The sequence below is a fragment of the Agrobacterium sp. 16-2014-1-2a genome (assembly GCF_053522705.1).
This window is the reverse complement of sequence record NZ_JBNWBX010000004.1, coordinates 303,056-316,010: the sequence shown is the minus strand read 5'-3', so window position 1 is coordinate 316,010 and position 12,955 is coordinate 303,056. Positions and strand designations below refer to the sequence as shown.

Sequence of the window (12,955 nt, the reverse complement as noted above, 5' to 3'; positions counted from 1 at the left end):
TCCTCCTGTCGATGGCACGGCTCTTGTTCAGATTTCGGTTCGCCGTGAAATGCCGGCATATCTAAGGGCGATAAAGACCATGAGGCTGGCGGCAGAGAACGCATTCAGATTGAGAAGCGTTGCAAGATCATCTGCCGACCAGGATTGCAGCGGCGCGCCCAGAAACGTCCGCGAGAAAAAGAAAGCGATGAAGACGAGGATTGCCATCGCATATTGCCAGAGCTTCTCGTCTGCGCGGAACGACATGGCTGAAAGCATGATGCAGGCTGCGAAGAAAAATTCGGTGCCAGAAGCATGGCCGAATATTTTGGTTTCAAACAGCGTGTCGATTGTTCCCACCAAAGGGAGAGCGAGGCGCGCGGCCAACGGGGATTTTTTCGCCAGGAATGGTATCGCGAGAAAGAATGGCACCGACAATAGGGTGACAAGCGATGCCATGGCTCCGTCATCGACCAGATACCACACGTAAAGCGGATAAAATGGCTTGTTGAGGATGATGACCCAGGCAACGGTTATGGTTGCTCGTGTCAGATCATCTCTTGCAGCAGACCCTTCATTTGCGGGCTGGCTAGCGCGGCTTTGAAGCTCCATCGGACCCAGATTCGTCTCCCTTTTCGCCTGAACATTGAAGGCGCAAGCCATGTACGAAAGGCGAGCCAATTTGGTTTCATCCTGCCAAGAAAACTTTAGTCATCATGTTCGTCACCATTGTCGCGACGCTGGTGACCATACCCCGCCAATGAACCACGACTGAATAATCTCTTCAGCTTCCGTTCCAACGGGACCGTCTACAACAAAGACGTTCAACCGCGGTCTTATCCGCCTGAGGAGACAGTCATGATCCGTACGTCTTTCGTTGCAATTGCACTCTCCGCTCTCGTTGGCTTCACCGCCACGGCCCCCGCCATGGCCAACGATGTGCGCATCGAACAATATGGCTGGTCGAACTCTGCCGGTGGCGCACAGGAAGGTTATGGCAACCGGATCCGCACCTACCAGAACGGCGGCTATAACCGGATCGTCGGCCATCAATATGGTCGTCACAACCTTTCGGCTGTGGGTCAGGAGGGGCACGACAATTATGGCTCCACCTATCAGAACGGCAGTCGCAACGTGGCGGGCATCGGCCAGTTCGGCTCTAACCACACCACCATCCTGACTCAGGACGGCAACGGCAACATCGCGGCCGGCGTTCAGGTTGGCCGTGGATGCAGCGCGAATGTGAACCAGGGCGGTAATGACAATGTAGCGGCCTTCGTGCAGGCCTGCCCTTAAGCAGCCACGGGCCTTGACGAGCAACTGGTCGAGATCAAGTCAACAGATCATCAAGGAGACTAGCCATGCCCCATAGCGTCACACATCCACGCCGCCTGCCGGCTATCCTTGCCGTTGCACTGCTCCCCTTCGGCGCCATTGCAGCCATGTCGACCGCAAATGACCTGAGCGAAGGCAAGCTTTGCGAGATCAAGGCAACACCACAGGCGGGCATGGTCAGGTTGGAGGCCTTCGCAAAGGGCAACACCGGTGCTGGAGGTACCTATGCCTTTCACGTCGAAAATTCAGGAGGCAGCGGGAGTTCCGTCATCAACCAGGGCGGCGGCTTTGATGCCGCTGCCGGGCGTTCGCAACTTCTGAGTTCGGTAACGCTTGGCGCAAAGGGAGCGCAGTACAAGGCAGTGCTGGATCTCGAAATCGATGGCAGGCGCTTCAGCTGCACGAAGCAGGTTGGCGGCGACTAGGCTGACCTCAACCATACATTTCCACCAGAGAGGGCGCCAGTTGAGCGCCCTTTTCTTTGATCCTCCTGCAGCGACTGAACGACATGTGAATGGGCAATTCCGTTCGGGTTCAGTTGCAGGATGCGAAAGTGGATCATCGGCAAGGGCGCTGACAGAATGGAGATCAGAATGACCCGCAACGTGTTGAAACTTCTCACCGTCACTCTGCTTGTTGGAGGCCTTGCGCCGCTCGGATTTACGGCTCCCGCCCATGCCGGTGGCCGCATTTCCTTTGACCTCGCGCCCGGCAATTCCGGGGATGGGGATCTGTTCTCAACCGGGCTGCGCGCCTACTCGCTTTATCGCGATCTGAAAGACGCAGACATCCGGCAATTGGGCCGGGGAAATGCGGCAGGCATCGCGCAGAACGGTCGCGGCAATCTCGGCTTTATCCGGCAGCGGGGCAACGGCCATTCCGCAACGCTGCAGCAAAACGGCAATAACAATGCCTATGGCATTTTCCAGTATGGGCGGAACACCGAAACCAACGTGGAGCAGAACGGAGACAACGGCAGCGGCCTGACATTCAGCTACGGCTGGTAAGTGATAGTTTAAAGTAAGCTGAGAAACCCGGCAGGCTTCACTTCGTTTCCGATAGCTCGCCTTCGCCGCTCTCATCATTGGCGCCATTGCCGCATGGACCGGCGGCGCTGTCGGTACCACGCGGAGCCGAGTTTACGAGCCGCGTCATGACGGAGACATGCGCAGCGACAGCTCTGATCGGGTATCCCGCCGTCGGCAAAAACAGAGAAAGAGCCGCGTCAGCTCAGACGATTTAAAAACAGAGCCGCCTTTGCCCTGATATCATGGCGGACGTCTTCGCTCATCCGGGACCATGTGGCGTAGGGCTGCGCCAGCCGATGGTTGGATTTCAGCCTTTCACGGTTGCGGGCCAGAAAATCCCAATAGAGCGCGTTGAATGGACAGGCCTTGTCACCGAGACGCTCCTTGGGATCATAGCGGCAATTACTGCAATAGTCCGACATGCGATTGATGTAGTTGCCACTTGCGGCATAGGGTTTTGTTCCGAGAAAGCCGCCATCGGCGAACTGGCTCATGCCGATCACATTCGGCAGCTCAACCCATTCATAGGCATCCGCATAGACCTCGAGATACCATTGATGAACGGCCTTCGGATCGATGCCGGCGAGAAGGGCAAAGTTTCCCGTGATCATCAGTCGCTGAATATGGTGAGCATAGGCATTTTCGATGGTTTCCGTAATTACGGTCGCCATGCAGTTCATGTGGGTTTTGCCCGTCCAATAAAAGTCTGGCAGCGGCCTGTCGTTTTGGAAGAAATTGCTGTCGACATAGTCCGGCCCGGCAAACCAGTAGATGCCACGCATATATTCCCGCCAGCCGATGATCTGGCGAATGAAACCCTCGACGGCATTGAGCGGTGCCGCGCCCTCGTAGTAGGCGCGCTCCGCCGCCCTGCAGACCTCCAGCGCATCCAGCAGCCCGCAATTGATGTAAAAAGACAGAAGCGAGTGGTTGAGATACGGGTCATCCTGCAGCATGGCATCCTGCGTGGCGCCGAAATTCATCAGGAAATCGTTTATGAAGGCACTGAGCGCCCGCTCGGCATCGGCGCGGGTGACGGCGAAACCAAAGTTCTCAAGCTTGCCGAAATTGTCGGGAAACAGCCGCTCGACGGTGTCGATGACGTCCCTTGTTATCCTGTCCGGTGCGAAGACCGGGTGTCTTGGCCTCAGCAAATCCGGCTTGGCGGGGCTGCGGTTTTCCGAGTCAAAATTCCAGCGTCCGCCGACCGGCTCTTCGCCATTCATCAACAGGCCAGTCTTGCGGCGCATTTCCCGGTAAAAATATTCCATCGTCAGGCTTTTGCGCCCGGCCGCCCAGCGCTCGAACTCCTCGTGGCTGGCAAGAAAGCGCCGATCAGCGCGGATATCGACCTCGATATTGAAGGCACTGGCGAAGCGCTCGATCTCTGACTTGACGCGCCATTCTCCAGCCTCGGTGACGCAGATCCTGGAAGGGGTCAGGTCGTTTAACGCCCGCTGCACCTCGCCGGAGAAGGTGCCCGCATTGTCGCGATCATCAATCCGCGTGTAGCGAACCCGGTATCCTTCGCCACGCAGTTCCTCGGCGAATTGGCGCATGGCGGAAAAGATGAAGGCGATCTTCTTTTTGTGATGGCCGACATAGGTAGCCTCCGCCATTACCTCGCAAAGCAGGATCGTGTCGCGCGTCTTGTCGACCCCATCCAGCGAAGATAGGGAGAAAGATAATTGATCGCCGAGGATCAAGACCAGTTGAGACACCGACAATTTCCTTCAAAGCCGACATAATCATCACCTGCGCAAGATCACGGGCTAGACGCCCACTCCCTCCTCAGGGTGGCATAGATGAATTCGTCCCCCCAGGTGCCGCCAAACCGGTCATTCTCGATCAAATGCGCTTCTTTGCGCAGGCCAAGGCGTTCAACAACGCCGATCGATCCGTGGTTCAGGGCATCCAGCCGCGCGAAAATCCGGTGATATCCGAGCGTCTCGAAGCCGAGGCTGATCATGGCCCGGACGGCTTCCGTCGCATATCCCTTGCCTGAAAAATCAGGATTGAAGACATAACCGACTTCCGCCTGCAAAGCTGCCTTGCTCGCGATTTTAAACAGGACTTCACCGATCAACGTGTCATCGTCACTGCGCGTAACGGCAAGTCGCAACGTGTCGCCGTCCTCTTCGAACGGAGCCTCGAGCAGCGCTGCGAATTGGGTTTTCACCGCATCATCCGAAGGGGGTTCGGCATAGAGGAAACGGTAGACGTCATCGCGCGTGTGGTAATCGGCGTATGATGCGAGATCAGCGGCCTGGAATTTACGAAGGATCAGCCGGTCGGTCTTTATCGGTAGGTAGGTCTCAGGGTTCATTAATGCGCACTTTCAATAATGCGCGATATCTGGGGTCGCGGGCACCTGATCGCAAGAGAGACCTCCATCGAGATCGTTCAGAGTATCTGGTCCACGCTAGTCGGAAAGGATAGCGAGAATCTCTCCGTCTCTGTTCAGCACGCTTGACCGAGGCGACACCGGTTCAGAACCGGTGGACGCAGAAGATGGTGTTATCAACCATGCACCGGGATAATCAGTCCGGATGTGCCGGGAATTGAGGCGAATTCCACTACCGGCTGCGAAGTGGAGCGCGCCCGCCGTTGCTCCCTTCGACAAAACCGCGCTTCGGATTTCATAGAGTTTTCTTTCGCCATCAAGGGCGAGCGTGACATCCTCAAGAGCGAAATCATCAATGCGGATAGCCTGGCCCGTGGGCGTTTCGAGAACCCACCTGTCGGAATCAACGAAACCGTCAGTATAGACATTGCCGGAGGAGGCACGCAGAAACGTGCCCTTCGGCAAGACAATGCCGTCGACGATATTCCCGTCGGCAAGGACACATCGGCTGAAAGCGGATACATCCCCGTCAGCCTTCAGGTCGAACTCCACCGGTTGTGCCGCATCGCAGCGCCAGCCGCTCTGCAGGGTCACGCCGTTGCCCGTCACCCGCATCGTCTCCGGAACAAAGCCGACGGTCTCATAATTCCCGTTGGTTTTTATCGCGATATAGCGGGCGATCTCGACGGCATCGACATTCGCGACCAACACGGGATGGGGGAAGACCGCGCGGTTGAAGGATTCCCTGGTGTCGGCCACGGCCAGTTCAAGTTTCGTGCCTTTGGGCATGTCGATCTGGCCAAGGCGCACCGGCTCCCCAAGCTCCGGGCGATAGCTAGACGCCATTTCCCTGTCATAGGCACGCATCTGGAGATAGAAATTACCGAACTGCCAAAGTGTAAAAATCGCAATGGCGGTCGCCAGACCATAGGGCAGCATCATCGGGCGCGCCCAGCGGCCTCCTGCGTATCGTGCAACCAACACCACTGTCCAGATACCCCAGACCAGTGTCGTGGCAAGAAGGAAGGCAAGCAAAAGCAGCGTTTCGACGGAGGGTAGTGCTACTGGGATCATGCGAACCAACGAAATGATGCGGATCGGTTGCGATCCTGACAGGCAAGATAGCTCTACCCGACGAATGGTGCATTGTTCAACGCCCGGATCTGCCTGCCGGCACACCACTGAATTCGATCCGGATGCCTCACCCTGTCGCAAAACGTCCGGTCAGGACGATGGACGGGCGGCATATTGCTCGAACTCGACAAGGCTCGTCGGCCTCGCAAAAAGATAGCCCTGAAACAATCGGCAGCCGTAGGACAGCATCATCCGCAGCTCCGCCTCGGTCTCCACGCCTTCGGCCAGAACTTCCAGCGAAAGGTCGTGCCCCATCTGGACGATGTTTCGCGTGATTGTCGCCATACGCCCGCTTTCGGTCACACCCGTCACGAAGCTGCGATCAATCTTGATCTGTTTGAGCGGCAATTGCCGGAGGTAGCTCAGTGAGGAGTAGCCAGTGCCGAAATCGTCGAGTGAAATCGTGAAGCCGGAACGATCAAGGAGCTTCATTTTCGCGATCGCTGCCTCTATGTCGAATAGGAAAACGCTCTCGGTCAGCTCCAGCTTTAGAAGCTGTGGCTTGATGCCCTGAGACGAGGCGGCATCAAGAAGCTGCCCGGAAAATCCCGCGTCGACGAAATGATCGGCAGTGATGTTGATCGACAAGGTGAGATTCTGGGTTGCCGGGTTCTCCTGCCATCTCGCAAGTGTCTTGCAGGCTTCCGCAATGACCCAAGCGCCGATTGTCGGCATGAAACCGGTTTGCTGCGCAAGCGCGATGAAATCGGCTGGCGGGATGTATCCCCGTTTCGGGTGGTTCCACCGCAACAGCGCCTCTGCGCCAAGCAGCGTGCCATCCGCGCGAACCTGCGCCTGGTAGAAAAGTTCAAACTGGCCATTCGAAAGCGCGGAGCGAAGTTCCAGGGCTTTTTTCGTATGACTGCGAAACTGCGCCTGCATGGCGGCGACACCGCCACACAGCATCAACGCTGCGAAAACGCTGTTGAACCAGGCGCTGATGCTGCGCACATCCTGCGGCATGGGGCTACTGAACGAAAACCGCGCGGCGGACGCGCAGAAATAAACAAAGGCCGCGAGACTTGCCGCGATGACCAGAAACTGGGTGGCGGAACGCTGGCGTTGAAAATTCATGTAGCCGACGAAGATGATGACGAGCAGGTAGAGATGCGTCGTCCTCGGTACGGTATCGTCGGAGACATCGATAGCGACGGAATACCAGCAGACGAACAGGATGCAGGCGCTCTGAGCCAGAATGAGTCCGAGGGAAAAGTGGCCCATCAGGCAAGTCAGCCAGCACGGCACGATCGCAATCCCTAGAATGAGGAGGCTGAGCGCAATGCCCCATCTTTCCGTGAGAATGAAAAACACGAACCAGCCAGTCGCCAGCGCCACGCCCATCCAGGCTGCAACTCGACACAGGAGAAGAAGATGCTGCGAATATTCCTCTCGGTCTTTTGTTTTCTGAAAAGGCATGCTGACCCTTGGCTTGGACTACGGGGCGAGCCCGCTCCTTGATGCAAAAGCCGAACGGAAGCTAGACGAGGTCGCCGAACTTCGCAGATTTCAAAAAACGGGGTTAAGCAAACAGGAATGAAATACACAAATTTTGCACGATCAAATCATGCACAATCAATCGCATATCCATTTTTCCCGCTTCGCCGGCCTCAGCGGCCTGCGCCAACCGAGGAGACACCTTCGCCGCATCGCGACGAAGGGCGAAGCGGCGCCGGATTGGGTTCGCATGCGCGTGTTTGCAGCGATCTAGACGCGCGCCATGAGGTAGTGTCCAACGCCCCAGACCTTGCCGTCTTCGTGCCCGAAAAGACCTGCCGTCGCGAGGAAGAACAGTCTCCAACGCCGTTCCCACAAGCGCGCATCGTTGCCGTAGACCCGCTGCAGGATCGGTCGGATACGGTCGATCTCCCGGTCGAAATTTCCAAGCCAGTCGAGGGCCGTCCGGCTGTAATGTGATCCCGACCAGCGCCACTCCTGTTCCACGGTGAAAAGCGCTGGGAAACGGTGAGGAAGATCGAAGGCAGGCATAATGCCGCCGGTGAAGAAATGCTGCGCGATCCAGTCTGCCCGGTTGCCATGGTCGAAACGATAGGATCGATCCCGGTGATTGAAGACGTGAAGGAAGAACTTGCCCTCGGGCGTCAGCCACGAGCGGACGCGTTCGAACAATGCCTGCCAGTTCGACATGTGCTCGAACATTTCCACCGATACGACACGGTCGAAACGCTCGTCAGTGGTGAAATCATTCATATCGGCCGTCACCACCGAGAGGTTCGATAGCCCACGCTCGTTTGCGCGTTCGATTATATACTGGCGCTGTGAAGCAGAATTTGAAACGGACGTAATCCGCGCATTGGGAAACCGGCCGGCCATATAAAGGGAGAGCGAACCCCAGCCACAGCCGAGTTCGAGAATATTCATCCCGTCCTGCAATCGGGCATGGGAAACGGTCTCTTCCAGCGCCAATGTTTCAGCTTCATCCAGCGTTGTCTGAGCATTGGGATAAAAGCAGCACGAATACTTTCTTTGCGCGCCAAGTGCGATTGCAAAGAATTCAGCCGGCACCTCGTAGTGCTGCCTGTTCGCCTCGTCGGTGTGTGTGGCGACGGGAAATTTCGCCATATCAGTCACAAAAGCGTTTTCTTCCGCCGCCGGAACGCCGGCAAGTCGCCGTTTAGTGCGCGCGCAGAGCATGTCGATGCCGGCAAGCGTCATATTGTCACTCAGCGGTGCGCGTTCGGCAGCATTGATGGCGAATGCGAGCATGTTCATGGCGTGTCCTCATTCTTGCGTGGCCCCGGAAAGAAGGCGTTGACGCGGTTTTGCAGGGCGCGGAATTTCTCTCCGCGTGATTTCAGCATGTGTTCTTCGAGCGGGGGAATGCCGGAGACGTGGACGAGCAGCCAGTACATCATGGCTGGCGCAGCAAGCGACAGCCATGACCACGGCTGCGCATGGATGGCCAACAACGGAAAGCCGCACCAGAAAAGCCACTCGAAAAAGTAGTTGGGATGACGCGAATAACGCCACAGACCAGCCTCGCAGACGCCGGTTTTGGCCTCCGGGGTTTTTCTGAACTGTGAAAGCTGTGCATCGGAGGTCGCTTCTCCAACAAGCGCACCAGCCGCGACGATCAACGCTATCACATCGATAATGCTTGGAAGTGGCAGAGGATTGCTGGCGGCAAGATAGACGGCGAGAACCAGCACAAAGGCGGCAACGGCCTGAATCTGAAGAAAGGCGAATAGCCGCAACGAGGCATTGCTGCCCCATTCTTCTATAAGCTTCGCGTAACGTGGATCTTCGCCACCTCCCCTCGTCCGCATGCCGATGTGTCCCGCGAGCCGCAGCGACCACACCAATACGAGAAAGAGAACCGCTCCCCGGCGCCAGCTATCTCCATCGGAAAACAAGACGGCAACCACGCCGCCGACCCCGACACTCGCAGACCAGACGGTGTCGATCCAGCCACTCGATCCTGTGTAACGCTGCAACGCCCAGGCTGCCGCCATCAGAAGCGACATCAGCACGGCAAGGGCCAAAACAACAGACATCATCACCATTCCGCTCACTGTATTCGAAGGACTTCAGACCAAGTTTCCAGTGGCAACTACGGGCGAGACGGCAAAAGAGTTTCAAGCGCCTGACAAAATTCTGAAAAATTTGCGCGCCGCTGAAACTTATCGATCCGCTCCTTCGTATCTGTCGCAGGCCGTAAAACTGAATTGTGAATGCAATAGCGAGGAACCATGTTCGATACCGAAGCCAAAAGAAAAGACAGCCGGCGAAACATCGCCGTGATCGGAACAGGCATTTCCGGTCTGTCTGCGGCCTGGCTTTTGTCGAAACGGCATGATGTCACGGTTTTCGAGGCTGCGGACCGCGTCGGCGGCCACAGCAACACCGTGACGTTCAAAACTGAACAGGGTGTGGTGTCTGTCGATACGGGGTTCATAGTCTATAATGAGGTGACGTATCCCAATCTGACGGCACTTTTCAAAACGCTGGGAGTGACGACCGCGGCATCCGACATGTCCTTTGCCGTTTCACTGGATGATGGCGGTTTCGAGTATTCCGGCGGCTCTGGCTTTGGCCTTTTGGCGCAAAAGAGAAATGCCGTTAGACCGCGCTTCTGGGCAATGCTTGCCGACCTCTTGCGCTTTTATCGCAATGCCCCGCGCGATCTGCCGATGATGGGCGACATGTCGCTCGATGAGTATCTTTCTCAAAACAACTATGGCGACGCCTTTCGCAACAATCATCTTTACCCGATGGCAGCAGCCATCTGGTCTACCCCGGCCATGGAAGTCGGCCGTTACCCGGCAGCACATTTCGTGAAGTTCTGCAGCAATCACGGCCTGCTGTTGCTCCGCAACCGGCCCGTCTGGCGCACCGTTGTCGGCGGCAGCCGGGAATATGTGAAACGACTCACTGCGCCATTCGCCGATCGCATTCGGCTCTCGACACCTGTGACGCGCATCCACCGCCTGGCGGACGGGGTCGAGATCGCCAACACTAACGGCGAATTCGAACGGTTCGACGATGTGGTGATTGCCACACACGCAGATCAGGCGCTGGAGATGCTGACGGACGCGACGCAAGCCGAACGGCGCATTCTCGGCGCGTTTGGCTATACGAAAAACAGGGCGGTACTGCACACGGACAGCAGTTTCATGCCCCGCAGGCGCACCGCCTGGTCAAGCTGGAACTATGTGGCCGATACACGCATTGAAACGGGGCAGCCGAGCATCACCTACTGGATGAACAAGCTTCAGCCTCTGGGTGCAATCCCTGACACCTTCGTAACGCTGAACCCGACGCGCGAACCGGAAAAGGGAAAAATCATCACCGAGGAAACCTACCACCATCCTGTTTTTGATGCCGGCACCGAGCAGATGAGGCAGGAACTTTGGGCCTTGCAGGGTTTGAGAAACACCTGGTTCTGCGGCGCCTATTTTGGGTCGGGTTTTCATGAAGACGGCATTCAGGCAGGCCTTGCCGTCGCCGAGGATCTGGGCGGCCTGTCGAGGCCCTGGAAGGTTAACGATGATAGCGGCCGGATCGTCCGTCTGAATTTGGCTTCGCGGAAAAGAACGATCAAACTCGTTGAGGCGATCCCATGACGTCTCATTTCTCCTCCGCCCTTTTTCCCGGACATGTCATGCATGCGCGCTTCAAGCCGAAAGCGCACAGGCTCGCCTATCGCATTTACTCGCTGCTTCTCGACCTTGATGAACTCGACGCGCTTGACCGTAAGCTGCGGCTGTTCTCCGTCGATCGTTTCAACCTGTTTTCCTTTCACCGCCGGGACCGCGGCGACGGGAGCAAGATGGAATTGCGCAACCAGATCGAAAACGCCATGACGGCGGCAGGCATGACCGTCGATGGTGGTCAGATCCGTCTGCTCACCATGCCGCGCATCCTTGGCTGGGCCTTCAATCCACTCAGCGTTTTTTTCTGCCACGGCCGGAACGGGTCTCTCAAAGCCATTCTATGGGAAGTCGACAATACGTTCGGCGAGCGGCATTCCTACCTTATCCCGGTGGAAACCGAGGGTGCGGCCGAGATCGTCCAGCGCTGCGACAAGGCCTTCTATGTCTCGCCCTTCATGGACATGGATCTCCGTTATGTATTCCGGGTCATTCCACCCGGCGACAAGCTGAAGATCGTTATCGATACATTTGACGATGAGGGGCCAGTCCTGACTGCAAGGCATCTGGCGCGGCGTGTCGAGCTGACCGATGGCGCGCTGCTGAAGGCTTTTGTCACCATCCCCTTTCTTACCCTCAAGGTTGTTGCAGGCATCCATTGGGAAGCACTTAAAATATGGCTCAAGGGTGTGCGGTTGAGAAAACGACCGCGTCCACCGTCTGCCCCTGTCTCCTTCATTCACCCATCACCATCGCAAATCGAGGCCAAACTTCATGACCCCGTTTGACAATCTCAACGAACTATCGCTGGAAAACACGCAGATGCGGCAACGCACCGGTCCCGAAGGCTGGCTCATGGCCAAGCTCTTGAACAACGTCTCCAAGGGCAGACTGCGCGTCATGCTGCCCGGTGGCGGCGTGATTGAGAAATCCGGGGAACATGAGGGCACAGAGGCGACGCTTGTTCTCCATCGCTGGCGCGCGCTACGGCGGCTTATCCTCAATGGCGACATCGGTTTTGCCGAGGGTTACATCGAAGACGACTGGTCCACACCGGATCTGACCGCCCTGATCCGTTTTGCGGCACAGAACACCGACGCTTTCGGGGGATCGACGCGCGGTAGCCTGCCCATGCGCCTCATCAATCGCCTTGGCCACCGGCTGAACGCCAATACAAAGCGCGGCAGCCGCCGCAACATCGAGGCCCATTACGATCTCGGCAACGAATTCTACCGGCAATGGCTCGATTCCTCGATGCTCTATTCGTCGGCGATTTTCGACGATACGACGCCGACGCTTGAGGCGGCCCAACTCAAAAAACTCAACCGCATCGTCGACAAGCTGCAATTGAACGGCGGTGAGAGCGTATTGGAGATTGGCTGCGGCTGGGGGGCGCTTGCAATTCACCTCGCGACCCAGGCGGATGCCAACGTTACTGGCCTCACCCTTTCGCCCTCGCAGTTGAATTGGGCAAAGGCGGCAGCGGAGAAAACCGACAAGGCTGAGCATATCGATCTCAGGCTCGAGGACTACCGCGATGTCGAAGGCAAGTTCGACCGCATCGTTTCCGTCGAGATGTTCGAAGCGGTCGGTGAGGCCTATTGGCCGAGCTATTTCGAAACACTGAAACGCTGCCTGAAACCCGGCGGGCGCGCGGTACTGCAAATCATCTCCATTGAACCTGCCCGGTTCGATAACTACCGGCGAAACGCGGACTTCATCCAGAAATACATCTTTCCCGGCGGCTTTCTGCCATCTGACGAAGCCCTTGAAAGAGCAATCGGCAGGGCGGGTCTGAGCCTCACCGATACCGAGCTTTTCGGCCAGTCCTATGCCCGCACGCTGGCGGAATGGCGCCAGCGTTTCCATGCGCGCTGGCAGACAATCTCGCTGCTGGGTTTCGATGACCGCTTCAGGCGGCTCTGGGATTATTACCTCTGCTACTGCGAAGCCGGCTTTACCGAGGGCACCATCAATGTTGGCTTCTACACGATCGAGCACAAATAAGAGGCGGGGCAACAACTGCG

At 57.1% G+C, this 12,955-nt stretch carries 13 protein-coding genes; 6 read left to right on the top strand and 7 right to left on the bottom strand.

Annotated features, from left to right (window positions below; translation table 11 throughout):
- Nucleotides 1-27: 27 nt before the first annotated feature.
- Nucleotides 28-591, bottom strand: a complete 564-nt coding sequence (locus ACQZ45_RS15640) for a hypothetical protein (protein ID WP_421386970.1) — start codon at nt 589-591, stop codon at nt 28-30.
- Between the two features lie 246 nt (nt 592-837).
- Between ACQZ45_RS15640 and ACQZ45_RS15635 the strand changes: the two genes are divergently transcribed.
- From ACQZ45_RS15635 to ACQZ45_RS15625, 3 genes are all read left to right on the top strand, one after another.
- Complete coding sequence (locus ACQZ45_RS15635; RefSeq protein WP_013761025.1) at nt 838-1,275, top strand: curlin; 438 nt, start codon at nt 838-840, stop codon at nt 1,273-1,275.
- A 65-nt stretch (nt 1,276-1,340) separates the two neighbouring features.
- On the top strand, nt 1,341-1,739 hold the full coding sequence (csgH, locus tag ACQZ45_RS15630; RefSeq protein ID WP_421386957.1) for a curli-like amyloid fiber formation chaperone CsgH: 399 nt from the start codon (nt 1,341-1,343) through the stop codon (nt 1,737-1,739).
- Nucleotides 1,740-1,907: 168 nt separating this feature from the next.
- Nucleotides 1,908-2,321, top strand: a complete 414-nt coding sequence (locus ACQZ45_RS15625) for a curlin (protein WP_162685982.1) — start codon at nt 1,908-1,910, stop codon at nt 2,319-2,321.
- A 218-nt stretch (nt 2,322-2,539) separates the two neighbouring features.
- Here the strand turns inward: ACQZ45_RS15625 and phrB are convergent, their stop codons facing one another.
- The 6 genes from phrB to ACQZ45_RS15595 form a co-directional block, all read right to left on the bottom strand.
- Entirely contained in the window at nt 2,540-4,063 is a 1,524-nt protein-coding gene (gene phrB, locus ACQZ45_RS15620) for a (6-4)DNA photolyase (RefSeq protein ID WP_421386955.1), read from the bottom strand.
- A 44-nt stretch (nt 4,064-4,107) separates the two neighbouring features.
- On the bottom strand, nt 4,108-4,668 hold the full coding sequence (locus tag ACQZ45_RS15615) for a GNAT family N-acetyltransferase (protein WP_421386953.1): 561 nt from the start codon (nt 4,666-4,668) through the stop codon (nt 4,108-4,110).
- A gap of 96 nt (nt 4,669-4,764) precedes the next feature.
- Nucleotides 4,765-5,760 (bottom strand): hypothetical protein, encoded by a 996-nt coding sequence (locus ACQZ45_RS15610; RefSeq protein WP_448742352.1) that lies wholly within the window; start codon nt 5,758-5,760, stop codon nt 4,765-4,767.
- Between the two features lie 150 nt (nt 5,761-5,910).
- A complete protein-coding gene (locus tag ACQZ45_RS15605) occupies nt 5,911-7,236 on the bottom strand; it encodes a putative bifunctional diguanylate cyclase/phosphodiesterase (RefSeq protein WP_121557539.1) in 1,326 nt (441 codons plus the stop codon).
- Nucleotides 7,237-7,524: 288 nt separating this feature from the next.
- Nucleotides 7,525-8,550, bottom strand: a complete 1,026-nt coding sequence (locus ACQZ45_RS15600) for an SAM-dependent methyltransferase (protein ID WP_448742351.1) — start codon at nt 8,548-8,550, stop codon at nt 7,525-7,527.
- On the bottom strand, nt 8,547-9,335 hold the full coding sequence (locus tag ACQZ45_RS15595) for a DUF1295 domain-containing protein (RefSeq protein ID WP_421386949.1): 789 nt from the start codon (nt 9,333-9,335) through the stop codon (nt 8,547-8,549). The genes ACQZ45_RS15600 and ACQZ45_RS15595 overlap by 4 nt, the downstream gene beginning before the upstream one ends.
- 192 nt (nt 9,336-9,527) lie before the next feature.
- Here ACQZ45_RS15595 and ACQZ45_RS15590 point away from each other — a divergent pair, with 192 nt between their 5' ends.
- The 3 genes from ACQZ45_RS15590 to ACQZ45_RS15580 are packed head-to-tail and all read left to right on the top strand — an operon-like array spanning nt 9,528 to nt 12,935.
- Nucleotides 9,528-10,901 carry an NAD(P)/FAD-dependent oxidoreductase gene (locus ACQZ45_RS15590; protein WP_333704709.1) on the top strand — a complete coding sequence of 458 codons (1,374 nt, stop codon included), beginning with the start codon at nt 9,528-9,530 and terminating at the stop codon, nt 10,899-10,901.
- The gene (locus ACQZ45_RS15585) at nt 10,898-11,716 is read left to right on the top strand and encodes a DUF1365 domain-containing protein (protein ID WP_065705574.1); all 819 of its coding nucleotides are present in this window, start codon (nt 10,898-10,900) and stop codon (nt 11,714-11,716) included. Before ACQZ45_RS15590 ends, ACQZ45_RS15585 begins: the two co-directional genes overlap by 4 nt.
- A complete protein-coding gene (locus tag ACQZ45_RS15580; protein WP_065705577.1) occupies nt 11,703-12,935 on the top strand; it encodes an SAM-dependent methyltransferase in 1,233 nt (410 codons plus the stop codon). The genes ACQZ45_RS15585 and ACQZ45_RS15580 overlap by 14 nt, the downstream gene beginning before the upstream one ends.
- Nucleotides 12,936-12,955 lie beyond the last annotated feature (20 nt).

Excerpts from the sequence above, each read along its gene's own strand:
- ACQZ45_RS15595 (WP_421386949.1), bottom strand. The coding sequence starts at position 9,335 with ATGATGTCTGTTGTTTTGGCCCTTGCCGTGCTGATGTCGCTTCTGATG.
- ACQZ45_RS15580 (WP_065705577.1), top strand. The coding sequence starts at position 11,703 with ATGACCCCGTTTGACAATCTCAACGAACTATCGCTGGAAAACACGCAG.
- ACQZ45_RS15615 (WP_421386953.1), bottom strand. The coding sequence starts at position 4,668 with ATGAACCCTGAGACCTACCTACCGATAAAGACCGACCGGCTGATCCTT.
- ACQZ45_RS15600 (WP_448742351.1), bottom strand. The coding sequence starts at position 8,550 with ATGAACATGCTCGCATTCGCCATCAATGCTGCCGAACGCGCACCGCTG.
- ACQZ45_RS15610 (WP_448742352.1), bottom strand. The coding sequence starts at position 5,760 with ATGATCCCAGTAGCACTACCCTCCGTCGAAACGCTGCTTTTGCTTGCC.
- ACQZ45_RS15640 (WP_421386970.1), bottom strand. The coding sequence starts at position 591 with ATGGAGCTTCAAAGCCGCGCTAGCCAGCCCGCAAATGAAGGGTCTGCT.
- ACQZ45_RS15585 (WP_065705574.1), top strand. The coding sequence starts at position 10,898 with ATGACGTCTCATTTCTCCTCCGCCCTTTTTCCCGGACATGTCATGCAT.
- ACQZ45_RS15605 (WP_121557539.1), bottom strand. The coding sequence starts at position 7,236 with ATGCCTTTTCAGAAAACAAAAGACCGAGAGGAATATTCGCAGCATCTT.
- ACQZ45_RS15590 (WP_333704709.1), top strand. The coding sequence starts at position 9,528 with ATGTTCGATACCGAAGCCAAAAGAAAAGACAGCCGGCGAAACATCGCC.
- ACQZ45_RS15635 (WP_013761025.1), top strand. The coding sequence starts at position 838 with ATGATCCGTACGTCTTTCGTTGCAATTGCACTCTCCGCTCTCGTTGGC.
- csgH (WP_421386957.1), top strand. The coding sequence starts at position 1,341 with ATGCCCCATAGCGTCACACATCCACGCCGCCTGCCGGCTATCCTTGCC.
- ACQZ45_RS15625 (WP_162685982.1), top strand. The coding sequence starts at position 1,908 with ATGACCCGCAACGTGTTGAAACTTCTCACCGTCACTCTGCTTGTTGGA.